This is a genomic window from Latilactobacillus fragifolii (assembly GCF_905332535.1).
In the GTDB taxonomy this organism is placed as follows: Bacteria; Bacillota; Bacilli; order Lactobacillales; family Lactobacillaceae; genus Latilactobacillus; species Latilactobacillus fragifolii.
Genome location: NZ_CAJOCF010000001.1, coordinates 516447 through 543361, shown reverse-complemented (window position 1 = coordinate 543361; position 26915 = coordinate 516447). Strand labels below are relative to the sequence as shown.

At 41.4% G+C, this 26915-nt stretch carries 26 protein-coding genes and 1 riboswitch; of the genes, 24 read left to right on the top strand and 2 right to left on the bottom strand.

The window, feature by feature from the left end:
* Nucleotides 1-62: 62 nt before the first annotated feature.
* Nucleotides 63-614: a peptide deformylase gene (gene def, locus J7Q78_RS02590; protein WP_208422366.1), complete on the bottom strand. Its 552-nt coding sequence runs from the start codon at nt 612-614 to the stop codon at nt 63-65.
* A gap of 113 nt (nt 615-727) precedes the next feature.
* Nucleotides 728-893: riboswitch (M-box (ykoK) riboswitch) on the top strand.
* A 224-nt stretch (nt 894-1117) separates the two neighbouring features.
* On the opposite strand from def, the gene J7Q78_RS02585 reads away from it, so the two are divergent.
* From J7Q78_RS02585 to holA, 19 genes are all read left to right on the top strand, one after another.
* Nucleotides 1118-1780 (top strand): hypothetical protein, encoded by a 663-nt coding sequence (locus J7Q78_RS02585; RefSeq protein ID WP_154242136.1) that lies wholly within the window; start codon nt 1118-1120, stop codon nt 1778-1780.
* Nucleotides 1781-2088: 308 nt separating this feature from the next.
* Nucleotides 2089-3198 carry a pyruvate dehydrogenase (acetyl-transferring) E1 component subunit alpha gene (gene pdhA / locus J7Q78_RS02580; protein ID WP_154242135.1) on the top strand — a complete coding sequence of 370 codons (1110 nt, stop codon included), beginning with the start codon at nt 2089-2091 and terminating at the stop codon, nt 3196-3198.
* A gap of 1 nt (nt 3199) precedes the next feature.
* The gene (locus J7Q78_RS02575) at nt 3200-4177 is read left to right on the top strand and encodes an alpha-ketoacid dehydrogenase subunit beta (protein ID WP_208422365.1); all 978 of its coding nucleotides are present in this window, start codon (nt 3200-3202) and stop codon (nt 4175-4177) included.
* A gap of 29 nt (nt 4178-4206) precedes the next feature.
* Nucleotides 4207-5796 (top strand): dihydrolipoyllysine-residue acetyltransferase, encoded by a 1590-nt coding sequence (locus tag J7Q78_RS02570; RefSeq protein ID WP_208422364.1) that lies wholly within the window; start codon nt 4207-4209, stop codon nt 5794-5796.
* A 6-nt stretch (nt 5797-5802) separates the two neighbouring features.
* The gene (gene lpdA, locus J7Q78_RS02565) at nt 5803-7209 is read left to right on the top strand and encodes a dihydrolipoyl dehydrogenase (protein WP_208422363.1); all 1407 of its coding nucleotides are present in this window, start codon (nt 5803-5805) and stop codon (nt 7207-7209) included.
* 165 nt (nt 7210-7374) lie between these two features.
* Nucleotides 7375-7659 carry a UPF0223 family protein gene (locus tag J7Q78_RS02560; RefSeq protein ID WP_154242131.1) on the top strand — a complete coding sequence of 95 codons (285 nt, stop codon included), beginning with the start codon at nt 7375-7377 and terminating at the stop codon, nt 7657-7659.
* Between the two features lie 14 nt (nt 7660-7673).
* Nucleotides 7674-8465, top strand: coding sequence for an inositol monophosphatase family protein (locus tag J7Q78_RS02555; RefSeq protein WP_208422362.1), 792 nt, complete (start codon nt 7674-7676; stop codon nt 8463-8465).
* 151 nt (nt 8466-8616) lie between these two features.
* Nucleotides 8617-10452: a translational GTPase TypA gene (gene typA, locus J7Q78_RS02550; protein WP_208422361.1), complete on the top strand. Its 1836-nt coding sequence runs from the start codon at nt 8617-8619 to the stop codon at nt 10450-10452.
* Nucleotides 10453-10562: 110 nt separating this feature from the next.
* Nucleotides 10563-10856, top strand: coding sequence for a DUF1507 family protein (locus J7Q78_RS02545; RefSeq protein WP_208422360.1), 294 nt, complete (start codon nt 10563-10565; stop codon nt 10854-10856).
* Between the two features lie 8 nt (nt 10857-10864).
* Nucleotides 10865-12052 (top strand): FtsW/RodA/SpoVE family cell cycle protein, encoded by a 1188-nt coding sequence (locus J7Q78_RS02540; RefSeq protein WP_208422359.1) that lies wholly within the window; start codon nt 10865-10867, stop codon nt 12050-12052.
* Nucleotides 12053-12064: 12 nt separating this feature from the next.
* On the top strand, nt 12065-13153 hold the full coding sequence (locus J7Q78_RS02535) for a CAP-associated domain-containing protein (protein WP_208422358.1): 1089 nt from the start codon (nt 12065-12067) through the stop codon (nt 13151-13153).
* A gap of 19 nt (nt 13154-13172) precedes the next feature.
* On the top strand, nt 13173-13463 hold the full coding sequence (locus tag J7Q78_RS02530; RefSeq protein ID WP_208422357.1) for a YlbG family protein: 291 nt from the start codon (nt 13173-13175) through the stop codon (nt 13461-13463).
* A 5-nt stretch (nt 13464-13468) separates the two neighbouring features.
* The gene (gene rsmD, locus J7Q78_RS02525; RefSeq protein WP_208422356.1) at nt 13469-14023 is read left to right on the top strand and encodes a 16S rRNA (guanine(966)-N(2))-methyltransferase RsmD; all 555 of its coding nucleotides are present in this window, start codon (nt 13469-13471) and stop codon (nt 14021-14023) included.
* 11 nt (nt 14024-14034) lie between these two features.
* Complete coding sequence (gene coaD, locus J7Q78_RS02520; RefSeq protein ID WP_208422355.1) at nt 14035-14529, top strand: pantetheine-phosphate adenylyltransferase; 495 nt, start codon at nt 14035-14037, stop codon at nt 14527-14529.
* Nucleotide 14530: 1 nt separating this feature from the next.
* Nucleotides 14531-15577, top strand: a complete 1047-nt coding sequence (locus tag J7Q78_RS02515; protein WP_208422354.1) for a SepM family pheromone-processing serine protease — start codon at nt 14531-14533, stop codon at nt 15575-15577.
* Nucleotides 15578-15652: 75 nt separating this feature from the next.
* On the top strand, nt 15653-16336 hold the full coding sequence (locus J7Q78_RS02510) for a helix-hairpin-helix domain-containing protein (protein WP_208422353.1): 684 nt from the start codon (nt 15653-15655) through the stop codon (nt 16334-16336).
* A gap of 58 nt (nt 16337-16394) precedes the next feature.
* Nucleotides 16395-16883, top strand: a complete 489-nt coding sequence (locus J7Q78_RS02505; RefSeq protein WP_004270740.1) for a ComE operon protein 2 — start codon at nt 16395-16397, stop codon at nt 16881-16883.
* Nucleotides 16880-19138, top strand: coding sequence for a DNA internalization-related competence protein ComEC/Rec2 (locus tag J7Q78_RS02500; protein ID WP_208422352.1), 2259 nt, complete (start codon nt 16880-16882; stop codon nt 19136-19138). The genes J7Q78_RS02505 and J7Q78_RS02500 overlap by 4 nt, the downstream gene beginning before the upstream one ends.
* Nucleotides 19139-20167 carry a DNA polymerase III subunit delta gene (gene holA / locus J7Q78_RS02495; RefSeq protein ID WP_208422351.1) on the top strand — a complete coding sequence of 343 codons (1029 nt, stop codon included), beginning with the start codon at nt 19139-19141 and terminating at the stop codon, nt 20165-20167. It begins immediately after the preceding gene.
* A gap of 59 nt (nt 20168-20226) precedes the next feature.
* On the opposite strand, the gene rpsT is transcribed toward holA, so the two are convergent.
* Nucleotides 20227-20481: a 30S ribosomal protein S20 gene (rpsT, locus tag J7Q78_RS02490; protein WP_154242118.1), complete on the bottom strand. Its 255-nt coding sequence runs from the start codon at nt 20479-20481 to the stop codon at nt 20227-20229.
* Nucleotides 20482-20756: 275 nt separating this feature from the next.
* On the opposite strand from rpsT, the gene rpsO reads away from it, so the two are divergent.
* From rpsO to tig, 5 genes are all read left to right on the top strand, one after another.
* Nucleotides 20757-21026: a 30S ribosomal protein S15 gene (gene rpsO, locus J7Q78_RS02485; RefSeq protein ID WP_154242117.1), complete on the top strand. Its 270-nt coding sequence runs from the start codon at nt 20757-20759 to the stop codon at nt 21024-21026.
* A 201-nt stretch (nt 21027-21227) separates the two neighbouring features.
* Complete coding sequence (locus tag J7Q78_RS02480) at nt 21228-22946, top strand: ribonuclease J (RefSeq protein ID WP_154242116.1); 1719 nt, start codon at nt 21228-21230, stop codon at nt 22944-22946.
* Nucleotides 22947-23026: 80 nt separating this feature from the next.
* The gene (locus J7Q78_RS02475) at nt 23027-23971 is read left to right on the top strand and encodes a hypothetical protein (protein WP_154242115.1); all 945 of its coding nucleotides are present in this window, start codon (nt 23027-23029) and stop codon (nt 23969-23971) included.
* Between the two features lie 219 nt (nt 23972-24190).
* Nucleotides 24191-25381, top strand: a complete 1191-nt coding sequence (gene tuf / locus J7Q78_RS02470) for an elongation factor Tu (protein WP_154242114.1) — start codon at nt 24191-24193, stop codon at nt 25379-25381.
* A gap of 208 nt (nt 25382-25589) precedes the next feature.
* Nucleotides 25590-26885, top strand: coding sequence for a trigger factor (tig, locus tag J7Q78_RS02465; protein ID WP_154242113.1), 1296 nt, complete (start codon nt 25590-25592; stop codon nt 26883-26885).
* Nucleotides 26886-26915: the final 30 nt, after the last annotated feature.

Sequence of the window (26915 nt, the reverse complement as noted above, 5' to 3'; positions counted from 1 at the left end):
ATTACGTCCTTTTCATACCATATTCTCGAATCTAGCACAGCAGGTCAATTGAAAAGGCCTTCTTATTCAATAATAAGTAGATCGTCGGGTGCTGCGAATGGGTCTTGCTTGTTAATGTGATCGAAGAATAAGATGCCATTTAAATGATCAATTTCGTGTTGACACACAATGGCTGGATAATTTTTTAAGCGAATTTTGTGGCTTTCACCGTCTAAATCTTGATATCGGAGGGTAATCCGATCAGGACGAGGCACAAAGCCGGGTACTTCACGATCGACTGATAAACAGCCTTCGCCTTCAGCAAGCGCTGCGTTTTGAACCGAGTGGCTGATAATTTTAGGGTTGATAATTACATCTTTGAAAATAGGTTCGTCCGGACCGGGAACTAAGACCGCGGACATTTGTTTTGAAACATCCACTTGCGGAGCAGCTAAGCCGACCCCTGCTCGCAAATGATATTTCTCAGCAAGTTCAGGATCTTGGCTATTTTCCAAGAAGGCCATCATGTCAGCAGCAAGTTGTCGCTCTTCATCTGATAGCGGAAAAGTGACGGGTTCAGCTATTTTTCTAAGTGTTGGATTACCCTCGCGGATAATATCTTTCATTAATATCACAGTTAAGACCTCCGATTAATTCGTCATTCACTATTTTAGCACAATTTAAATTAAAACGGAATGAATTGCTTGACCTGTTGAAACAAAACAGGTACTATATGTGTATAGATATATTGCTTTTCCGTTAGGTGAGGCTCCTATATGAACAAACGCTACTACTCAGAAACATCGAGAGATGCCAATTGAGTCAACTGAAACTGCCAATGAAGGCTTTTTCTAACGTAGCTGAACATGCTTTCTACGTCATATAGTGCTAAAACTGAACGATTGGGAACGCCATGATGAATGGATGACGCTCAATTGTTGTGCGTCTTTTTTTATTGGATGAAGCGGTATACCTAAATTTAAAGTCGAGAAAGTCTGGTGAGTAAAATGATAAAAACAGCTGAAGGACCTGTAAGTAGTAGCGATAGTGATCATTCGAGGTGGTCTGTCATTTTACTGCCAGCATTCGGCTAGCGGTTTACGACGACTTCCTCAAGAAGGAAGGAGTGGCGAACGCGATGCACAAGAAATTACAAAAAGACGTTAACATCAACGGGATTACAAGCAGTGGGATGTTAATGCGTTTATTGGCAACTCGGCCAAGTGGCTTAACAACTGTCGAAGCTGCTAAAAGAGAAAGTGTATTAGAAAATTCACAAGTACAAGTCAGCGTTATGCGTGATGGTTTCTTACGCTTAATCAATGCTGATCAAATTGTACCAGGTGACATTTTAGTATTGGCTACTAGTGAAAAAACCCCTGTAACAATCGCGACAATTAACAAAGATGTTAACGTTGTCGAAGCGGGAGAAACAGTTACCGAAATGGTACACGGTGTTGTGTTAGATGCAACGATTGGCGCTAAAACGCAAACGACTAAAGTTAAAACCGGCAGTCCTTTTATGATGGCGGTAGCTGCATTAGTTTCATTTTGTGCAGTATTGGCGGTTAATCAATTTGCATTCATGGGCTTGGCAACATTAGTTGTTGGGTCAATGTTGTTAACAATGATTAAGCTCGTCAGCTTTGGGCAGATAACGGTTGCTTTTAATTTAAATGTTTTACGAGTCAGTGAACAATATACGCAAGTTAGTCAACTAATTAAACCAGTAGTCAGAGTGTCACAAGAGCTCTTAGTACATGCTGGTAACGCTGAGATACCCCAACCGGTCTTGGCATAGAAATACCCCAACTTAAAATAAATGATGAGTCCGCTATGGCGGGCTCTTTTTTTGTGCTTATTACATGCTATTATATAACAGAAATCGAAATTTAATTATAACAGAAGTAGAACAGCGATAAAAATCAATTAACTAGTGATTAGATTCACATACAATGAAAACTAATGGTAACGTAAGTTGGCTAATATCGTTTATAAAACGCTTGCATTTCGTGATGCGAAATGCTAAATTAGACTTGTAAAGATGATTAATTAATACAGATATTAGCAGTCAATAAAACAGTTTTTTGAAGAGGAGATATGGATACTATGGCCAATAATAAAGCTGCCGTTAATTTTGAAAAGTTATTGAGCGATGAGAGCCACGATTTTAAGACCGTTCAAATTTTAGATGAAACTGGCCAAATTGTTCATCCGGAATTAATGCCGGATCTCAGTGATGACCAATTGGTTGAACTGATGCAACAAATGGTTTGGTCGCGCGTGCTTGATCAACGAGCAACTGCTTTGAACCGCCAAGGTCGCTTAGGGTTTTATGCACCAACCGCAGGGCAAGAAGCAAGTCAATTGGCAAGTAATTTTGCGATGACTAAAGACGACTTTTTGTTCCCTGGGTACCGTGATGTGCCGCAATTAGTGCAGCATGGACTACCGCTATCACAGGCATTTCTATGGTCTCGTGGTCACATTGATGGTAACAAGTATCCCGAATCTTTGAAAGCTATGCCGCCACAAATTATTATTGGTGCACAATATATTCAAGCAATGGGCGTTGCAGTCGGGATGAAGAAACGTCAATCAGCCAATGCTGTTTACGTTTATACCGGTGATGGTGGAACTTCGCAAGGTGACTTCTATGAAGGGTTAAACTTTGCGGGGGCTTTTAAAGCACCAGCTATTTTCGTTGTTCAAAATAACGGCTTTGCCATTTCGGTCCCACGCGAAAAGCAAACAGCTGCTGTAACCCTGGCTCAAAAAGGGGTAGCAGCTGGGATTCCTGCTGTTCAAGTTGATGGGATGGATCCATTAGCAGTTTATGAAGTGATGAAAGAAGCACGTGCTTTTACAACTGCTGGCAACGGCCCTGTTTTAATTGAAACGTTAACCTATCGTTACGGACCACACACATTATCAGGGGATGACCCAACCCGCTATCGAACTAAAGAAACAGATGATATTTGGTTGAAACGGGATCCACTGGTTAGAATGCGGCGCTTTTTGACCGATAAAGGACTTTGGTCCCAAGATCAAGAAGATCAATTAATTGAACAAGTTAAAACAGATATTAAAGCGGCAATCAACGAAGCTGATGCAGCACCTAAACAAAAAGTGACAGATTTCTTGAAGGTTACATTTGAAGATCAACCACAAAATGTTAAAGAACAAATCGCAGAATACAGTGCAAAGGAGTCGAACTAAGATGGCACAAAAAACGATGATTCAAGCAATTACAAATGCGCTGGATTTAGAACTTGCGGATGATAAAAACGTCTTGATTTTCGGGGAAGATGTTGGTAAGAACGGCGGGGTTTTCCGAGCGACTGAAGGGTTACAAGCTAAACATGGTGAAGACCGCGTTTTTGATACACCGTTGGCTGAATCGGGGATTGGTGGTTTATCAATCGGTTTAGCGTTAGAAGGATTCCGTCCTGTACCGGAAATTCAATTCTTTGGCTTTGTATTTGAAACAATGGATTCAATCGCTGGTCAGATGTCACGAACCCGTTATCGAATGGGGGGCACACGTAACATGCCAATCACGATTCGAGCACCGTTTGGCGGTGGCGTGCACACACCAGAATTACATTCAGATAATTTTGAAGGAATGATTACGCAAATTCCAGGAATTCGTGTGGTTGTGCCAAGCAATCCATATGATGCCAAGGGCTTATTAATTGCTGCGATTCGTTCAAACGATCCTGTTTTATATCTTGAACATATGAAATTATATCGGTCGTTCCGTGAAGAAGTGCCGGATGAATCCTACACAGTGCCACTTGACAAAGCGGCTGTGGTTACTGAAGGGACGGACGTTTCCATCATTACTTATGGTGCAATGGTGAGAGAAGCTGTTAAAGCGACCGAAAATCTAGCTAAAGAAAATATTAAAGCTGAAGTTATCGATTTACGGACGATTGCCCCATTAGATGTTGAAACAATTGTTGCTTCAGTCGAAAAGACCGGGCGGGTAGTCATTGTTCAAGAAGCACAAAGACAAGCTGGTGTTGGGGCACAAGTTGCTTCTGAAATTTCAGAACGGGCGGTTCTCTCATTGGAAGCCCCAATTGCGCGTGTTTCCGCACCAGATACGCCATTTCCATTTGGACAAGCTGAAGCAACTTTGTTGCCAAATGCAACTGATATTGAAAACAAGGTCAAAGAGGTTATTAACTTTTAGTCGATAACGAAAGAAGGGACGTTAGACGTATGGCATATCAATTTAAGTTACCAGATATTGGTGAAGGGATTGCAGAAGGCGAAATTCAAAAATGGATGGTTGCAGAAGGCGACACCATCCAAGAAGACGATGTTTTACTTGAAGTTCAAAATGACAAATCGGTCGAAGAAATCCCATCACCTGTTAGTGGGAAAATAGTTAAAATTTTAGTAAGTGAAGGTGAAGTAGCAACGGTCGGGCAAGGATTGGTTGAAATTGACGCACCGGATGTTGAAGACAATGACACACCAAGTACCACTGAATCTACTGGGACAGCGGCTGCTGAACAGCCAACTAATGGCATTTACCAATTTAAATTACCAGATATTGGTGAAGGGATTGCCGAAGGTGAAATTCAAAAATGGGCGGTTGCCGAAGGCGATACCATTCAAGAAGACGATGTTTTACTTGAAGTTCAAAATGACAAATCGGTCGAAGAAATCCCATCACCCGTTAGTGGGAAAATAGTCAAAATTTTAGTAGGTGAAGGTGAAGTGGCAACGGTCGGGCAAGGACTGGTTGAAATCGATGCACCGGGTCATAATTCTGCTGCAAGTGTGGCATCGTCTGGCCAAGCGCCAGTTGCAGCATCAGCTAAAACAACGGTCCCAAGTCGGCAAACAGTAGTTGCGATTAGTGATCAAAATCGGCCGATTTTAGCAATGCCATCCGTTCGTCAATTTGCACGAGAAAACGATGTTGATATTAGTCAAGTGCCAGCTACTGGCAAACATGGTCGGATTACTAAAGACGATGTGCAAAACTTCATGCAAAACATTCCAGCGAACCCAGCTCCTGCTGAAAAAGCATCAGCCCAATCAACGCCGCCAACTGCCCAATCAGTTGCTGCGACAACGACCGCATCGGCGATCCCAGAACGGGAAACACGTGAAAAGATGTCACCAACTCGTAAGGCAATTGCCAAAGCAATGGTGACAAGCAAGCACACTGCGCCACACGTTACTTTATTTGACGAAGTAGAAGTGTCTAAATTGATGATGCACCGTAAGAAATTTAAGGATGTGGCCGCTAAGAAGACTATTAAGTTAACCTTCTTACCATACATTGTTAAAGCCTTGGTGACTGTCTTGCGCGATTTCCCAACTTTGAACGCGTCAATTGATGATGCAACCAACGAAATTGTTTACAAACACTACATTAATATCGGGATTGCAACAGATACAGATCATGGCCTTTATGTGCCAAATATTAAGGATGCTGATAGTAAGAGTGTTTTTGCCATTGCTAAAGAAATTAGTGAGAATACGCAAAAAGCGGTGGACAACAAGTTGAAACCAGCCGAAATGAGTGGTGGTTCAATGACGATTAGTAACATCGGCTCAATTGGTGGTGGTTGGTTTACACCGGTTATCAATTATCCAGAAGTAGCGATTTTGGGTGTGGGCCGGATTGGGACAGAACCGATTGTCAACGCTGATGGTGAACTAGCTGTTGGTAAAGTCTTGAAATTATCACTATCATTCGATCATCGTTTAATTGATGGTGGGACTGCGCAACGTGCCATGAACGAATTAAAAGAATTATTAGCTGATCCAGAGCTATTATTGATGGAAGGATGATTTTAAATGGTTGTAGGTGATTTTGCAATTGAATTAGATACCGTAGTCATCGGTTCGGGACCTGGGGGCTATGTTGCGGCAATTCGCGCGGCTGAAATGGGTCAAAAAGTAACCGTGATTGAACGTGAAACAATCGGTGGTGTGTGTTTAAATGTTGGCTGTATCCCTTCCAAGGCTTTGATTGCTGCTGGCCATCGACTACAAGCGACGAAGGATTCTGCTGTCTTTGGTGTGACGACTACTGGGGCGACGTTGGATTTTGCGAAGACGCAAGCTTGGAAGCAACACGAGGTTGTTGAAAAACTAACTGGCGGTATTTCAATGTTGTTCAAAAAACACAAGATTGATGTGTTGGATGGCGCAGCCTTTTTGGTAGACGAACATAGCTTACGCGTGATTAAAGAAGAAAGTGCGCAAACGTACAGTTTTAAAAACTTAATCATTGCTACTGGTAGTCGCCCAATCGAAATTAAGGGTTTCAAATTTAACAAACGGGTCATTGATTCAACGGGCGGCCTAAGCTTAACCGAAGTGCCAAAGGAATTGGTCGTTATCGGTGGCGGTTATATTGGTTCAGAACTTGCTGGGGCCTATGCAAATTTAGGCGCCCACGTGACGATTCTCGAAGGGACAGCGTCAATTTTACCCAACTTTGAAAAAGACATGGTACAACTAGTGACAAAGAACTTTAAGGCAAAAGGCGTCGATGTGATTACTGGTGCCATGGCGAAAGAAGCGATTGAAACCGATCAAAACGTGACGGTTAAATACGAAGTCGAGGGTAAAGAAGAACAACTCGTTGCTGACTATGTGATGGTAACGGTTGGTCGGCGGCCAAACACTGATGAAATGGGATTGGAACAAGCCGGCATCAAGATGGCTGATCGGGGCTTGATTGAAGTCGATCAACAAGGACAAACTAATGTTAAAGGCATCTATGCAATTGGTGATGTGGTTGCTGGAGCAGCTTTAGCGCATAAAGCAAGTTATGAAGCCAAAGTTGCGGCAGAAGCTATTGCTGGTAAGAAAGTAGCGGTTGATTATCATGCAATGCCTGCCGTTTGTTACACGGATCCTGAATTGGCGACGACGGGGCTAACGGTTGCTGAAGCTAAAGCCAAAGGGATTAATGCCAAAGGGTTCAAATTTCCATTTGCAGCCAATGGTCGTGCCTTATCCTTAGCGGATGCAGAAGGTTTTGTACGGTTAGTCACGAACGTAGACGATAACACAGTCCTTGGCGCTCAAGTGGCCGGCGTTGGTGCGAGTGATTTAATTTCTGAATTGACATTAGCGGTTGAGTCAGGAATGAACGCAGAAGAACTTGCTTTAACGATTCATCCGCATCCAACGTTAAGTGAAGCAATCATGGATGATGCCGAATTAGCATTAGGCTTACCAATTCATATTTAAAAAATAGTTAGAATAACGACGCACCAGTGGAGTGCGCCGTTTTTTTGATGTTGCTGTTTCTAAAAGGAATCGACAGCCCCTAAAAAAATGCGTTATAATATGAGAGATTAAAGGTATCAGTTGAATTGAAACTGGTGCAAATTTATGTAAAATTTAGGAGCGTTTATGCAAACGAACTATAGCTATCCCATAGAACCCGACTGGACGTCCGCTGAAGTTGTCCAAGTCATGCGATTATATAATCTCGTTGAACAAGCTTATGAATTCGGCGCGAAAGTGACCGATTTACAAGCTGCTTATCGCGATTTCAAAGTGATCGTTCAAAGCAAGATGCAAGAAAAACAAATTGATAAGGCCTTTTCAGAAGCGTCGGGCTATTCAATCTATCGGTGTATGCAGGCTGTCCAAAAGACTAGCCGCACCCAAATTAAAATGACGCCTAATGAGTGAAAGTGGATGAAAAAATGGAACAAGAAGCATTGTATCGGTTGAGTCGTTCGCTACAAAAGTGGATCCTTGAAGCAGCAGCTTATACCCGGATACAAATTAAACAACCGTTAACGGTTAGTACTAAGTCGGGACCTAATGATTTAGTGACTAATGTCGATTGTGCTAATCAAACTTTTTTAGCTGAGAAGATTAAGACGGCTTATCCGAACGCACAATTAGTCGGTGAAGAAGGTGCTGGTGAGGTACCTGATGATTGGCAACAGGGGCTAACTTTTTTTATTGATCCGATTGATGGTACCATGAATTTTGTGAAACAACGAGCGAATTTCGCCATTATGATTGGTGTTTATGAAGATGGGCAGCCACTATTTGGGGTTATTTACGATGTAATGGCTGATCAATTATTCTGGGGTGGTCCGCAGTTGGGCATATTCGAAAACGAAGCTGCCCTCAAACACGCTGTTGATGAACCGTTGCAAGACGGTTTGATCTGCGTCAATACCCGGATGATGGTCACCAATGAAGCACACTTACAAGCAGTCTTGTACCATAGCTCTGGCGTTCGGATTTACGGGAGTGCTGGTATCACGTTTGCCCATTTATTGAAAGGCCAAGTGCAAGCTTATATCTCGAAATTAGCGCCATGGGATATTGCTGCAGGACGTGTTTTAGCTGAGACACTAGGATTTCAAGTTTTACAATTTGATGGTCAACCGATTTCCATGACACAAAAAGAAGGGATGATTATCGCGCCAAAGCAAGCAATACAAGAAATTATCACGATTATGAATGGTTCAAATGACTAAAGATAATTAAATTTTCATGAAAAAAACTTGCGTATTTTCAAAAAAACGCTAATATAAGAAGCACAGTCCATTTTTTTATGGTAAAATAATAGCCTGTATACATGAGATAAACAACACTAGTCACGTCACTAGCGAGAGGAAGCTGAAACACTTGAAAAAAAGAGAAGACATTCGCAATATCGCAATTATCGCCCACGTTGACCACGGTAAAACAACTTTAGTTAACGAAATGCTAAAACAATCAGATACATTGGATGGCCATGCAGAAATTTCTGACCGTGCAATGGATACAAATGATATCGAAAAAGAACGTGGCATCACAATTCTTTCAAAGAATACGGCTGTTAAATATAACGGTAAACAAATCAACATCTTAGACACACCAGGTCATGCTGATTTCGGTGGTGAAGTAGAACGGATTATGAAAATGGTTGACGGTGTATTATTAGTCGTTGACGCTTTTGAAGGTACAATGCCACAAACTCGTTTTGTTTTGAAAAAAGCATTGGATCAACATTTAACACCAATCGTTGTTATCAACAAAATTGATCGCCCCGGCGCGCGGCCTGAAGAAGTGGTTGATGAAGTACTTGAATTGTTCATTGAACTTGGTGCTGATGAAGATCAACTTGAATTCCCAGTTGTCTATGCAAGTGCGATTAACGGGACATCAAGCCTTGAATCAGATTTAGATACACAAGCACATACAATGGATCCCATTTTTGACACAATTTTAGAGACAATTCCAGCACCAATTGATAATAGTGACGAACCACTTCAATTCCAAGTGGCGATGTTGGATTACAATGATTATGTTGGCCGGATTGGGATTGGCCGCGTTTCTCGCGGGACAATCAAAATTGGTGACCAAGTTTCTGTTTTGAAACTGGATGGTTCTGCCAAAAACTTCCGCGTAACTAAGATTTTTGGTTTCATCGGGTTAAACCGGGTTGAAATCGAAGAAGCCAAAGCTGGCGATTTAATCGCTGTTTCAGGGATGGAAGATATCTATGTTGGGGAAACTGTGACACCAGTTGACCATCAAGAAGCATTGCCAATTCTTCGCATTGACGAACCAACTTTACAAATGACATTTGCTGCTAATGATTCACCATTTGTTGGTCGTGAAGGTGAATTTGTTACGGGCCGTAAGATTGAAGAACGTTTACGTCATCAACTACACACTGACGTTTCACTTCGTGTTGAAGATACTGATAAAGCCGGCGCTTGGATTGTTTCAGGGCGTGGTGAGTTACATCTTTCAATCTTAGTTGAAGAAATGCGTCGTGAAGGTTTTGAATTACAATTATCACGTCCAGAAGTTATTTATCGTGAAATTGATGGTGTTACTTGCGAACCTTTCGAAATGGTTCAAATCGATACGCCTGACCAATATACAGGTTCAGTAATCGACTCAATGGCCCAACGTAAAGGTGAAATGCAAAACATGGAAAGTGATGCCAATAACCAAACGCGGATGACTTTCTTAGCACCTTCACGTGGTTTAATCGGGTATTCAACAGAATTCTTAACGATGACTGGTGGATACGGAATTATGAATCACACCTTCGAAAAATACATGCCAGTGATTAAAAACTGGGAACCAGGTCGCCGTAATGGTGCATTAGTTTCAATCAATGCTGGTTCATCAACAACTTATAGTTTACAATCAGTTGAAGATCGTGGCCAATTATTCATTGGCGCTGGCGTTGATGTTTATGAAGGGATGATTGTTGGTCAAAACAGCCGTGATACAGATATCGCCGTAAACGTTACTAAGGGTAAAAACTTAACGAATACGCGTGCTTCTGGTAAAGATCATTCAGCTGCCATCAAGACCCCTAAACAAATGTCGCTTGAAGAATCAATTGAATTCTTAAACGATGACGAATACTGTGAAGTAACGCCTACTTCGGTTCGTTTACGTAAGAAGATTCTTGATACCAATATGCGTCAAAAAGCTGACAAGAAACGTAAAAAAGGTTAAGCATTAAAAACTATCAGAGGTCGCCAACTGGCGACCTCTTTTTTGTGCGTAAATATGGTATAATAACGAGCAGAGTATGCTTTTTAATAACGAATAGGTAGGCGTAAATTATGATTGAACAAGAAACAACAGCTTATCGCACTTTAGAAGCGGACGCTCTACGCATTGAGCAACTGTTGGGTGCTCAAATTGATGCACTTTGTATGAGTCAATGTCCGGTTATTGAAGAAGTCATTGATACCCAATTATTTGGTTTTTCGCGCGAGGTTGATTTTGCAAAACGAATGCAACTGATTAGTGCAACACAGGGCGCAACTTTGATGCGTGAATTAGAAGAACGGGTTAATCAAATTGGTATGCAGGCTGGGCAAGGGCAGAGTGAATACGAACGAAATAGAAATTAGGTGTAACTGTGTGGAAAAAAATTCAAAAAAGTAAAATTCAGTATTTAGACTATTGGTTATTGCTGCCATATGTCATCTTATGTGCATTTGGTGCTTTAATGGTCTATTCAGCGAGTTCAGATCTAATGTCGATTCGCGGCATGCAACCAGATGCGTATTTTACCAAGCAATTAGTGTTTATCGCGTTGGGCTTTATCTTGATGATGATCACCTATTTCCTTAAGTTATCCGTTTTAAAAAGTCGATTTTTTCTAAAATGGATGACGTTTGCGGTCTTCGGGGCACTCATTTATTTATTTTTTTTAAGCCGTTTCAGACCAAGTGCAGCGGTTAATGGGGCTACTGCTTGGATTCAGTTGGGACCATTGACCATCCAACCGTCAGAATTTGCGAAGTTATTGATTGTTGTTTATCTTGCTAATATGCTATCACGTAAGGAAAATGAACTGGCCGACGGATTTGTTGATAATTTAAAATTATTCTTTAATCCGCTTGTATTAGTCGCTGGGATTATCTTATTAGTGTTTATCCAACCTGATTTAGGAGGGGCTAGTATCTTGGCGGCTGTGATGGTCGTGATGTTTTTGGGCACTGGGATGGCGTATCGGTACGGTTTTTTGTTGATCACGGCAGTCACAACAACCGTCGTGATTTTATTTAGTATTTTACGGCACTTTAACTTTTCTACTAACGTTAATTCTTATAAGTTCAATCGGATTTTATCGTTTTTACACCCCTTTGAACTAGAAAATATGGGAGGGAGTCAGTTAGTGAATTCCTACTATGCAATTAACAATGGGGGGTGGTTTGGTTTAGGGCTCGGTAATAGTATCCAAAAACGCGGTTACTTACCAGAACCGTATACCGATTTTATTTTATCAATTACCACTGAAGAATTAGGGGTCATTGGAACGCTCATCATTATTGGGTTATTATTTGCACTACTAGCACGAATTTTTTACTTAGGGATTCACGCAACTAAGATGTATCACACTTTATTGTGTTACGGGATTGGAACCATTATTTTTGTGCAAACCTTGTTCAACGTCGGTGGGCTGTTAGGCATCTTGCCGATTACTGGGGTAACGTTACCGTTTATCAGTTATGGGGGATCAAGTATGTTGGTGCTCGCAATGGCATTGGGGATCGTCTTGAACATCAGCGCCCAAGAGAAAAAAGCGGCGCTAACGAATTAGTGGGGTGAAATCATGATTAAAGGTACACGCCGCCTAATCGTTGCATTGCTTATCTGGTTGATCATTCTTTACGGTTGGCCGATTATTCAACCGCCAGTGTTTAATCCGCCTAAGGATGCCCAAGGTCCGTTAACGCAACGATCAATAAAACAAATACCGCACACTAAGACGCAGGGGCCGGCGAAATTAATTAATCAGCCAGCTGAGCAGTTAATTGCAACCTATGGACAACCGGTCGAGCAACAACTGACAGATGAGAATCAACGACGGTGGTTATTTCACCTCGACAGCCGGCAGTATGTTGAAGCATTGATTGATAACCAATCTAATCAGACACAACAAATCATGGTTGTTGGTGCCAATAACGATGTAGCGCCGTTTCATTTCTTTCAAAAACGCGCCGAATTAACTAAAAACGCGGTGCTACCGACGTCACTATCAGTTACGTTACACGAGCAACAGTTTAAGTTGCGGTTAACGCCAGAGCAACACCAACAAACCCCTTTAGTGGCATTTAAAAACCAGACGTTTGCAATTTTGGTGATGCAGCAAGAACGATTGACGGCAATCTTGTATTTAAATGCGAATCGGTTGTTACAAACTGGCTTATATCAGGTTGTTTCAAAAACGCCAGTGCCAGTAGATGAGCTAGCTAAGACACAACAATCGCCAACCGCTGACCAACGACAATTGACTTTGGAGCAAACGGTACAGACACTACGGCAAAATAATGACCAATCTGGACTTGCAATCAATCAATTGCCGTTGCAAAACGCGCAACATTTGATGAGTGAATTAACAAGGACGCCAACGCAGTGGTTAACTAAAAAAGGACTGCGCAATTTGCGTCAAGTGCGCAAACAAGCGGTACATGAGCCGGATGCCTTTTTAACAGCAACCGACTTTAAACAGGCCCCGTTGAAAGCGGCGGGGTTTCCGCGACGCGAGCAATTTTTTTATTGGCCGCAAGGACTTAGTTCGCAAGAGCTATTGTTGGCGCAACAGCAGAATCTAGCGCTACAACTTGCAATTAATAATCCAAACTATCAGCACTTAACACTCTTGTGTACCGATGAACAAGCAATGATGATTTTTGACTAAACGTAAAAGGACTGATTAAATGACATTGGAAATCACACAACGTCAAGGGATTGTCGTTTGGCTCTATTCACTACGACAAGTAAAACAGTTACGGCGTTATGGCCTTGTGTATTACACTTCAAAACGAATGAAATATGTTTATTTATACGTAGATCTGGCAGATGCCGAAACTGTGATGCAACGGTTAAAAAAATTGCACTACGTCAAACGAGTGACGCCTTCTGAAAGACCAGCTATTGATATGGATTTTAGTAATCGCGTAGGACGCTCAGACCAAGAAATTGCCGATGCGGCAGAATCAGAGGAGTAATCAGGATGCGAATTATTGCAGGAGAATTCGGGGGTCGCAAGCTAAAGGCGGTCCCCGGGATGAAAACACGGCCTACAACGGACAAGGTTAAAGAAGCGATGTTCAGTATGTTAGGACAATTTTTTGATGGTGGACAAGCACTTGATTTGTACGCCGGTAGCGGTGGTCTGGCAATTGAAGCCGTTTCGCGTGGGATGGATCATGCTTATTTAGTTGACCGTCAATATGCAGCGATTCAAACGATTGAAGAAAACGTTAGTGTCACTAAAATGCCAGAATGTTTTACAATTTGGAAGATGCCAGCTGAAAAGGCATTGGTTAAACTGGCGGATGCAAGGGTTCAATTCGATTTAATCTTATTGGATCCGCCCTACAAGCAACAACAGATGCTACTTCACTTGCAACAATTTGTTGAAATGGATTTATTAGCACCAGATGCGACGATTCTTTGTGAAACAGATACGACAGTTGCTTATCCAACGGATATTCCGCATTACATACTGAAACGGCAACAAAATTATGGCATTACAGAAGTGGCAATTTTTAAATTTATTGGTTAGGAGGCAGTCAAATGCCGAAAATTGCATTGTTCCCAGGGAGTTTTGATCCGTTTACAAATGGGCATCTGGATACTGTTGAACGGGCAAGTCACCTGTTTGACCAGGTGATTATTGCGGTGATGACCAACGCTGCTAAACAACCGTTATTTGACGCAACCACGAAAGTTAAACTGATTGAAGCAGCCACCCACCACTTAGTTAACGTTAAAGTGATGGCCCAATCGAAGACGTTGACAGCAAGATTTGCTAAAGAAGTGGGGGCGCGGTATTTGATTCGTGGTATTCGTAATGCCAACGATTTTGAATATGAGCGGGATATTGCCGCATTGAATCAGACACAAGATGCCGACTTAGAAACGGTGTTATTATTAGCAAAACAAGAGTTTGCTTTTATCTCATCAAGTATGGTGAAAGAAATCGCAACGTTTGGTGGTCAGGTTGGACAATTAGTGCCACCGGTTGTTGCGACTGCACTTGCACAAAAACTAAGATCTGAAAGTGATTAATATGAATAAAAATAAACGTTTATTAAAACATCTCCTATGGATTATCGGCTTAATTGTGTTATTTGCTTTTTGTTTGATTCCAACGCATTATTATGTTGAGGGGGTCGGTTCGGCTGAAAATACCAACCAGTTTGTTAAAGTGAATGGTCAACGAGATTCGCAAAAGGGGCATTTTATGTTAACCACTGTTGGGATTCAAGGTCCAGTAACGGGTTTACAACTGCTGTTGTCTAAAACGCAACCCTTCACGGAAATTATTAGTCGTGATGAACTAATGGGTGATGATGATACTGAAGCGTATGATCAGATTCAAAAATATTACATGGAAAGTTCAATTAATTTTGCGATTGAAGCGGCTTATCAAAAGGCGCATCAGGAATACCACACTCAATATCTTGGGGTCTATGTAATGTCAATTTTAGATAATTCAGCCTTTAAAAAAGACTTGGTCGTAGGTGATACAATTACGGCAATTGATCAGCATCATTTTAAGAGTGCGAATAAGTTCGTCAAGTATGTTCAAGGACTAAAAGTGAATCAAAAGGTCACAATTAGCTATGAACATAACGGTCAGCACAAGACTGCAACCCGTAAATTAATTAAATTACCTAAATCTCGCTACGCTGGTTTGGGGATTACACTGACGGATCACTCAAAAATTGTGACAAAGGTGCCGGTTAAGGTTAATGCAGGTGAAATTGGTGGCCCTTCTGCAGGCTTGATGTTTACCTTACAGATTTACAATCAATTAACGAAACAAAACTTAACAAAAGGGCGTAAGATTGCCGGAACGGGAACCATGGCGCCTGATGGGACAGTCGGGCCAATCGGTGGGATTGATAAGAAGGTCCTGATTGCTAGTCAAGAAGGTGCTAAAGTCTTTTTCGCACCTGATGATCCAGTGACCAAAGCAATTCTAAAGGTAGAGCCCCACTATCAAAATAACTATGCGATTGCCAAAGCAGCCGCTCGAAAAATTGGCACGAAGATGAAAATCGTTCCTGTCAAAACCTTGGACGATGCATTGAATTATTTAGCGCAACATTAAAAAATTTGTCGATTTGTAAGAATCGGCAAATTTTTTTTGCGTTTTGGGGTAATTAGGGATAAGGAGGTGGCGAAAATGTGGCGGGACTATTGGCAACGGTATCGCAGATTCTGGTGGGCCCCTTGTTTAGTGATAATCTTGCTTGGTGGTGGCTTATTTTGGCAACATAGCCGACAACAACGGTTTCTATCAACCAATCAACAGCTGATGGCGCAATCAACTAAGCCAAAAGCGCCGACAAAGCCTGTCAAACAGAAGAAAAGCACTTTAAAGGGCGGGTTTGTCGATATCAAAGGCGCTGTGGCCCACCCAGGGATTTATCCAATCTGTGTTACGAAGACACGCTTGTTTGAGGTGCTGAAGCAAGCTGGTGACGTGACCGACGCAGCGGATACGAGTCAGTTAAACTTAGCACAAACCCTGGTTGACCAACTTGTTATTTATGTGCCAACCAAAGGTGAAGCTGTTCCAGCCGAAGAGTTGGTTAAAGCAGCTGATGAACCGCATAAGTCAACAGCAACGCATGCTAAGAGTCAATCAGGGGTAACAACAGAGGCAACGGCGACTAAAATAAATCTTAATCAGGCAGATGCAACACAATTACAAACGCTAAACGGTATTGGCCCTAAAAAAGCTGAACAAATAATTGCCTACCGGGATGAACAAGGGCAGTTTAAACAAATTGAAGATCTTCAAAAAGTTGGGGGAATTGGGCCGAAAACGTTCGAACAATTACGGCCACAAATTTGTGTTAATTAGTTTGTGAATGGTCTTTTTTTGCTATACTAAAACTATTAACGTTAGAGGGGGAATTCGTGTGTCAGAAAAGAGAATGCCGTGGAATCAATATTTTATGCTTCAGTCGGTTTTATTGTCGATGCGCAGCACGTGTCCGCGATTATTTGTGGGGGCGTTAGTGGTTCGTAATCGGCGAATTATTGCAGGAGGCTATAACGGTTCCGTGGCACATGAAAGTCATTGTATTGATGTCGGTTGTTTATTACGGGACGGGCATTGTTTACGGACGATTCACGCCGAGATGAACGCATTGACGCAGTGTGCCAAGTTTGGCGTACAGACGGAAGGTGCTGAGATTTATGTCACCCATTTTCCGTGTCTTCAATGTACTAAATTAATTATTCAAGCTGGGATAAGTAAAATTCATTATCAAAAGGATTACCATAACGATGAATACGCGTATGAATTGATTGAAAAATCCGGCATTGAATTAGATCAAGTCGATTTAACGGCCAATGACGCCAACACCCTCGTTAACTTTTTGGAGAATGAACAAACTGCTGAGTGATTAAGAATAATTGGATTTATCCAGTTATTTGTTTAGCGAGTTTAAATGCGTTACTCCTCGGACAAGCACCGCTCTTTTTTAGTTGTCTTTTAATAGTGTGTCTGCTGCGACTATGGTGTTTACACCAACCGGCACTGTTACTGGTCAGTGGATTGGTGTTAGGTTTAGGTGGTTGCCGTTTTTGGCTAGCACGGTGCGCATACGAACAGCCGGTTAGACCAAATAATCAAGTGTATAAAATTCAACCCGATACAATCAAAGTAGCTGGTGATCGCATTCAATTAATGGCCCAAGGGCAAACGGATAATCAGTTACTTGTCTGCTATTATCGCTGCCAAAGCCCAATAGAAAAGCGCCAGTGGCAAAGGATACAGCAACCGTTATTGCTAGCTGGAGATATTGAATTGGAACGGATTGCAAGGGCTACAAATCGTAATGAATTTGATTATGCTCAATTTATGGGCCAGCAAAAGCGTTGTTTTTATCAAGCAAACTTAATGGATGGAACGGTTTTTAGACCGATTCCACCACAAGGTTGGCGAGATCGGTTCCACTTGCTTCGCCAGCAAGCATTGATTTATTTACGGCAATTACCGCCGGCGTTGCGATTTCATGCAGAGGCGTTGCTATGTGGTGTTCAAGAATCAGATGGCCAAAGCTACCAGAATGTATTAGGTCAATTGGGGATTATCCATTTATTGAGTTTATCTGGATTGCATGTATTCTACTTGGTTACCATCATTCGTCGACTAGCAACGCTGTGTCGCATCCCACGTGAATGGGTGAATGTTAGCTTGTTTGGTTTACTACCCGTTTATGCTTTATTTGTAGGGGGTGGCACAAGCATTACCCGGGCCATCGGGCTGATTTTATTACGATTGATCTGCGAAGTAAGTCATTTTCAGCAATCGCGCTTAGACAGTTGGAGTTGGGTATTACTGGTCAATCTTTTTTGGCAGCCGTATTTATTGTTAAGTATGGGAGGCTTATTGAGCTATCTAATGGCCTTGGGTCTGATTTACCAACGGCAATCCGGCGCTTTTGCAACGGCCTTTTGGTTAGGCTTGTTAAGTTTACCGGTGTGCTTGCGCTTTAATTATCGTTGGCATGTATTGACAATTCTAATTAACGGGCTGATTGCACCGCTATTTTTACCATTCATGTTGGGATTGATTGTGGTGGCGATTGGTTTATGGCCGGTTAGTCATACAGTAGTTTGGTTAGAAGAAGGTTTGTTAACGACTCTGTATAAAGGCTTAGCCTGGGTGGCGACGTTCCCATATGCGACAATCACGTTTGGTAAAATCCAGCTGATACCACTGTTTTTGATTGTGGTAGTGACGCTATGGTTGATGGCAACTACTAGTCGGCGAGCTAAGTTTGGCTGGTGGGCTGTTATCAGTCTGTATGCCATTAGTTTTATTGGCATACACTTCAATCCAGTTGGCCGAGTGATTATGTTCGATATTGGTCAGGGTGATAGTCTGTTAATTCAACAACCGTTCAATCAGCATAACCTGTTGATTGATACTGGTGGACGTCTAGCTTTACGGCAGAAAAAATGGCAACGACGACCAATTGTTAGTCGAGCGGAAAAAATAACGGTTAACTATCTCTACAGCTGTGGGATTGATCATTTAGAGGCCATCGCATTATCACATCAAGATATTGACCATATAGGGGATTTAGACAAAATCCTGCACCACATCCGGGTTAAGCGGTTGATTTGTGCTGCGGGCTTACCGCAAAACCAGCAATTTCAGCGTCAAATGCGGTCGCATCTTAAAACAGTTGCAATCGAGCCTTATTTGGCGGGTCAGCATTTTATGATTGGACACCAACAGATCAATGTACTAGCCCCAGTAACGGCCGGACCAGGTCGTAATGCTGACTCACTCGTCTTACAAGCCCGAATTGGTGGTGCCAGTTGGTTATTTACGGGTGATTTAGAAAAAGCGGGTGAAGTGGCAATTGTTGATCGTTACCCGCAATTACGGGTTGATTACTTAAAGGTGGGGCATCACGGTAGCCAAACTGCGAGTGATCCCCAAGCAATTGCAGCGTGGCAAGTAAAAGGAGCGTTGATTTCCGCGGGACGCCATAATCGCTATGGGCATCCACATCCTGCGACGTTACGGACTTTAAAGCGCGCAAACGTCCCATTTTGGAACACAGCTGACTGTGGGATGTTAGAATGGCAATACGGGTTCGGTCAAGTGCCAATAATTAAAACAACACTAAAGGATTGTGTCTAGATGAAAACAGAACAACTAAAAGCAGCACTAAATCAAGAGACGTTTGCACCGGTATATCTTGTATTAGGTCAAGAATCGGCGCTCATTGAAGAAGTTAAGGCAATGTTTAAAGCAACCCTTTCGGTCGAAGAGATGACAATGAATTTTGCAAGCTATGATCTCGCCCAGACTGAAGTGGCACGGGCATTAGAAGATGCAGAAGCGGCCCCTTTTTTTGGCGAACGACGAATTGTTTTTATGCAAAATCCGTTCTTTTTGACCGGTGAAAAAGTTAAAACGAAACTTGAGCATGATTTAAAAGGGTTCCAAGCTTACTTGGAAGCACCGCAACCGACAACTGCACTTGTCATTTTTGCGCCTTATGCGAAGTTAGATGAACGCAAGAAAATGGTTAAACAACTGAAGAAGACAGCAACCATCATTGATGTTCAAAAAATTGATGAGCGCCAAGTCCAACAGTTAGTGACTGCTCAACTACATCATAAACAAGTCACGATTGAACCGGCAGCAATGACGTTGCTGCTAAGTAAGACCAATGGTGATTACAGCCAAATAATGGCTGAATTACCCAAATTAATGCTTTATGCGCAACAAAGTCGGGTGATCACTGAAGCGGCTATTAGTGCATTGGTGACAAGTAGTATTGAAGATAACGTTTTTGAATTGGTACCGTTAGTTTTACAAAAGAAGGTTGGCCCGGTTTTAGAGATGTATCACGATTTATTATTGCAAAAAGAAGAACCGCTTAAAATTAATGCCATTCTATTAGGCCAATTTCGTTTGTTGTTGCAAGTGAAAATTCTTTTCGAAAAAGGGTATAGCCAAGGTAATTTGGCGAGTGTTTTGAAAGTTCACCCGTACCGGATTAAATTAGCGCTTCAACAAAGTCGGCATTTTTCTAAGCCAATGCTTGCTCAAGCATATCTCGGTTTAGAAGGTATTGAGGAAAAAATAAAAACTGGTCAAGGTGAAGCAACTTTGTTGTTTGAACTTTTCATGTTACAATTTGCGGCAGAAGATGTTGCTTAAAATTAATAAAAAAGCCCCCACAAACCAAATGGTTGTGGGGGCTTTTTTTGGTGGTTAAATTATTTAGCCATCATTTTGTTTAAGCGTGACTTATCACGGCCAGCTTTGTTGGCGTGGATTAAGCCTTTTGTTGAGGCCATATCGATTGCGCGTGTCGCAGCTTTCAATAGGTCTGCAGCTTCGTCACTGCCTGCTGTTTTAGCAGCTTTGAACTTTTTGATTGCTGAACGCATTGTGCTTAATTGAGAAGCGTTACGTTGGTTAGCTTTTTCAATTGTCTTCACACGTTTCATAGCAGATTTAATTTGTGGCATGTTGTTCACCTCCGATGGGTTTCACTATCTTTATAAAAAAGATTTTAATTTCAACAGTCGTTATTATACCAAAACAGTGAGAGTGATTGCAATAAAAACTTGTAAAGTATTTCAGCTTGACTGCTTGATTAGTTTAAAACTGTCGCTTGCGTTTGACGCTGATATTTAGTACACTTATTAAGTGCTTATTGCACAGGCCTATTACTCTGTTTAGCGACGTTCACCCGACGCTTTACGTTGTTCTAGGCTATTATACTAGAAGGGTGGAAATTAGCATGGCTATTTCACAAGAAAAAAAGAACGAAATTATTAATCAATTTGCTCGTCACGAAGGTGACACAGGTTCAGCAGAAGTACAAATCGCTGTATTGACTGCAGAAATCAACGCATTAAACGAACATTTATCTATTCATAAGAAAGATCACCATTCATATGTTGGTCAAATGAAGAAGATCGGTCACCGGCGTAACTTATTACGTTACTTACGTGAAAGCGATGTTCAACGTTACCGTGAATTAATCAAGAGCCTTGGCTTACGTCGTTAATTCATTTTTAAAAAGCGGATCCGCGATGCGGACCCGCTTTTTTGTGTTCTAAAGGCTTTTAGTAATCAATAGCTGTTAGTTTGTTTAAATTGTGATAAAATATGAAATAGGCTTTAAGACGGATGAGTTTTAAATGAATGAACGACTAGAACAAACAAAATAGTTTGAGAAATTAATTTCTCAAGTGCTAGAGGTGAAAGAATGAGTAACATTAAGATTATGCCGCTTGGCGGTGTTCGTGAAAATGGTAAGAACTTGAACATTGTCGAAGTGGACGACGAAATTTATGTATTAGATTGTGGCTTGAAATATCCAGAAACTGAGTTATTAGGGATTGATATTGTGATTCCTGATATGACCTATCTAGAAGAAAATGCCGATCGCGTTGCTGGAATTTTTCTAACACACGGGCATGCAGATGCAATTGGTGCGCTGCCTTATTTCTTGAAGGAACACGATGTGCCAGTCTTTGGCTCTGAATTAACGATTGCTTTAGCCCAAATTACAGTTAGCAGCGAACCCAAATTACGTAAGTTCCAAAACTTCCACGTCATCGACGCTAATACGGCTATCGATTTCGAACGTGCAACTGTTTCATTTTTCAAAACGACCCATACGATTCCTGGTTCATTAGGAATCGTTGTCAAGACGGACGAAGGACAAATCGTTTACACGGGAGATTTCAAGTTTGACCAATCAGCAATGCCGATGTATCAAACGGATTATGCTCGGTTAGCTGAAATCGGCAAACAAGGTGTTTTAGCGCTTTTGAGCGATTCTGCTAATGCGGAATCACCTTTTGCAACGGCTAACGAACGCGATATTGCTGAATCGATTTTAGAAACGTTTAAATATCAAACTGGCCGGATTATTGTAGCTTCTGTGGCTTCAAATATCATGCGGATTCAACAAGTAATTGATGCGGCTTATAAAACGGGCCGCAAAGTAGTCTTAACGGGGCGTGACTTAGAAAAAATTGTCCGGACAGCAATGAAATTATCAATGATTGTCTTGCCAGATGATGCTATTTTAGGACAACCCAAAGATTTAAAGACACTTGCACCTGAACAAACGGTGATTTTAGAAACCGGTCGAATGGGCGAACCAATTAAGGCGCTTCAAAAGATGGCAACGAGTCATCACCGTTTAATTCATATCGAAGAGGGTGACTTGGTTTACTTAACGACCTCGCCTTCGCATGCGATGGATACCATTTTAGCGAAGACCAAGGATATGGTTTATCGGGCAGGTGGCGAAGTCAAGACAATCGGTGATGATATGCACGCGTCAGGCCACGCCAACAAGAATGACTTGCAGTTAATGTTGAATTTAATGCAACCGCAATTCTTGATGCCTATTCAAGGTGAATATCGTCAATTGGCAGCCCATGCAGACATTGCACACGAAACAGGGATGGCTTACAAAGATATTTTCATCGTGGGTAAGGGCGATATTGTCGCTTATGAAAAAGGTAAGATGCACGTCGGTGGGCAAGTTGATGCAACTGACGTCATGATTGATGGTAGCGGGATCGGCGATATCGGCAATATTGTATTACGTGATCGGAAATTATTATCAGAAGACGGAATTTTTATCGCCGTTGTCACGATTGATCGCAAGAATAAACAGATTATTGCAGAACCTAAAGTTACAGCCCGAGGATTTGTTTACGTCAAGACGAGCAAAGACTTGATGGCTGAAAGTGCGGAAATTATCAAAAAAGCGGTGCAAAATAATCTGGATAACAAAGAATTTGACTGGAGTCATTTGAAACAAGATGTGCGGGAAAATTTAAGCCATTACTTGTATGAACAAACGAAACGCCGGCCGGTAATTCTACCAGTGATTATGGAAATTAATCAAAATCATCGTCGTCAAAGAAAAGATAATAAACCAAAGGCTGAAAAAGCCGCTGAATAACATTGAAACAATAGCGTCTGGATCACGGCAGTTGATTCTAGACGCTATTGTTTTATTCGTTGTCGAAAGGAAGGGATTAAATGGGTGATATTACGCAGTTCCCCAATCAATATGATCGTCTAATTCGGATGGGAAAAGCAGCGTTAAATCAACACCATTGGCAGCAAGCATGCGATCATTTTGAAGCCGCATATCAACTAGAGCAGACATTGTCAGCAAATTTATTGTGGGCGAGTGCGTTGATTGAAGTTGGTGATACGCAAACAGCATTGGCGGTCGTCGAAGAACAACAAGCCGATTATTTACAACAAACGGACTTGGCTCGATTTTACCTTGCATTATTATTAAACAACCACCGGTTTGTTACGGCTAATCAAATATGGGGAGCATTACGGCACGCAACCATTGCGCCTCAAGCTATCAGAACGTTTAAAATGATGATTACAGCTAGTGAATTAGAGTTTCAAGCCAACCATCAAGAAATGATCCGTAAGCAAGCAGAAGGTCTCTATAATCTTACGGCACACCCCTTATCTGAACAGCTTGCTATGTTGACACAAGCTGAACAGTTACCACGGCATGTTTATGTAACCAGCGTTACGCCAGTTTTAATGAATCCATACACGCATGCTTTTGTGAAAGCGACGGTCATTGAAACCCTGGTTCAGCTCAATATTGAACAATCAGTCACGATGCAATGGTTTGAACAGACTAAAACGTTTGTACCTGCTAACACCCAATTGATGGGCGAAAGTAAGACCTTTAACGCAATATTGGCGGCTTTAAATGCGCAATTAGCATCGGAAGACCCCATTTTATTAGCCCAAGTTATAGCGGATGTTAAAATGGGATTTGCATATTTATATCCTTTTGAAGGTGAAATTATCGATGATTCTACAGAGTGGGCACAAGCATGGCTTAAGCAGCTACTGGGTCCGGATTATACGGCATCAGTGGTTATTTCAGAAAAGATACAAGACTGGGTGAAAAAGTTGCAAGAAATGACAGGGAAATTTGATGTTTAGGATAGAAAACACCTAAATATTGCTTTCAAACTGACTTTTTTTAAGCATTAAGTGTTTACAAACGCGCTCATAGCAGATATAATCATTTTTGAATTCTTCAAGTGCAAAAAAACACTTTGATTTTAGCGCTTGAAGTATTATAATATTATGTAAAGGATTATCAGTTTAGTAAATCTAAACACTGATTTTTTCTTGCGAAAATACAGGAGGTTCGTTTTAATGGCAGAAAAAGCACATTACGAAAGAACAAAACCCCACGTTAACATTGGTACTATTGGACATGTTGACCATGGGAAAACAACTTTAACAGCAGCAATCACAAAGATGTTGTCAGACAAAGGCTTGGCTGAAGCTCAAGACTATGCAAACATCGATGCTGCTCCAGAAGAAAGAGAACGTGGTATCACTATCAATACAGCCCACGTTGAATATGAAACAGAAAACCGTCACTATGCACATATTGACGCCCCAGGACATGCTGACTACGTTAAAAACATGATCACTGGTGCTGCTCAAATGGACGGTGCTATCTTAGTTGTTGCTGCAACTGATGGTCCTATGCCACAAACACGTGAACATATCTTACTTGCTCACCAAGTTGGTGTTGACTACATCATCGTCTTCTTAAACAAGACCGATTTAGTTGATGATGACGAATTGACGGACTTAGTTGAAATGGAAGTTCGTGAATTATTATCAGAATACGATTTCCCTGGTGACGATATTCCAGTTATCCGCGGTTCAGCACTTGGTGCATTGAACGGCAATCCTGACGACGTTAAAGCTGTTGAAGAATTGATGGCTACTGTTGATGAATATATCCCAACACCAGAACGTGACACAGACAAACCATTCTTAATGCCTGTTGAAGACGTATTTACGATTACTGGTCGTGGTACTGTTGCTTCAGGTCGTATCGATCGTGGCCAAGTTACTGTCGGTGACGAAGTTGAAATCGTTGGTTTGAAAGACGAAGTTGCTAAGACAACTGTTACTGGTTTGGAAATGTTCCGTAAGACATTGGATAAAGGTCAAGCCGGCGATAACGTTGGTGCTTTATTACGTGGTATCGACCGTGATAGCATCGAACGTGGTCAAGTTTTGGCTAAACCAGGTTCAATTCAAACTCACAAGAAATTCAAGGGTGAAGTTTATATCTTAAGCAAGGACGAAGGTGGTCGTCATACACCATTCTTCTCAAACTATCGTCCTCAATTCTTCTTCCATACAACTGATGTTACAGGTGTTATCGAATTGCCAGAAGGTGTCGAAATGGTTATGCCTGGCGATAACGTAACATTTACTGTTGAATTAATCTCACCAGTTGCTATCGAAAAAGGTCTTAAGTTCACTGTTCGTGAAGGTGGCCGTACTGTTGGTGCCGGTGTCGTTAGTGAAATTATCGACTAATATTCAACCTAGTTGAATCGAAAAACTCGTGGTGTAAAAGCTGCGAGTTTTTTTGTACCTTTAATTCGATAGCAGTTAGTCGTAAATGACTAAAATGTCGGATTTTATCGCTTTTTAGACCAATAAATATTTACAATTTAGGCTAAATAGTTTATGCTGATTAAGTATGCAATTGATAGATTGTGAATATAACTGTCGGAGGGAAATTATGTCAGCAAAATGGGAAAAAAAGGGCGCCAATGATGGTGAACTAACCTTTGAAATTGATTTAAATAAAATTAGTGAAGGTTTGGACGTTGCGTTCAAACGGATACGTAAAAACATCAACACACCAGGTTTCCGTAAAGGTAAAATGCCTCGTCAAATCTTTAACAAGATGTATGGTGAAGAAGCCCTTTATGAAGATGCTTTAAATGCAATCTTACCAGAAGCTTATGATGCTGCTGTTAAAGAAGCTGCTATTCAACCAGTTGATCAACCACAAATTAATGTTGAAAAAATGGAAAAAGGCGAACCTTGGGTAATTAAGGCTCAAGTTACTGTTAAACCAGAAGTGTCTTTAGGCGACTATAAAGGCTTAGAAGTACCAAAACAAAGCCGTCGCATTACAATCAAAGACGTTGATCAAGAAATTGAAAACCGTCGTGAACGTCAAGCCGAATTAGTATTGAAAGAAGATGCAGCTGCTGAAAACGGCGATACGGTTGTCATCGATTATGCTGGTTCTGTAGATGGCGTACCTTTTGACGGTGGTCAAGCGGACAACTACTCATTAGAACTTGGCTCAAACTCATTCATTCCAGGTTTTGAAGATCAATTAGTCGGTCACAAAGCAGACGACAATGTTGATGTTAAAGTTACCTTCCCTGAAGATTACCAAGCTGAAGAATTAGCTGGTAAAGAAGCAATCTTCAAGGTAACCATCCACGAAGTGAAAGCCAAGGAATTACCTGAATTAGATGACGAATTTGCTAAGGATATCGACGAAAGTGTTGATACATTAGATGAATTAAAAGAAAAAATTCGTGAAGAATTAAAACAACAAAAAAATGCTGCTGCAGATGCGGCTATCCAAGATACAGCCGTTGCTAAAGCAACTGAAAATGCAACAATTGGTGAATTACCGCAAGCAATGATTGACGAAGAAATCAACAGTCAATTACAACAATATTTAGGTAACATGCAACAACAAGGTATCAACCCAGAAATGTACTATCAAATCACTGGTACAACTGAAGATGATTTGAAGAAACAATTTGCTGCTGATGCTGACAAACGGGTTAAGACAAGTCTTGTACTGGAAGCCGTTGTAGAAGCTGAAAACATCGAAGCAACAGATGACGAAGTTGCTGCCGAACTTAAGAGTTTAGCTGAACAATACAACATGGAAGAAGCCGCTGTACGTAGCGTCTTATCAGATGACATGTTGAAACACGATATCGGTGTCAAGAAAGCAATCGAAATCATTGCTGATTCAGCTGTAGAAGTGAAAGACGCTAAATAAGGTCGTCTGATCAATCCAAGCTTTAAATGA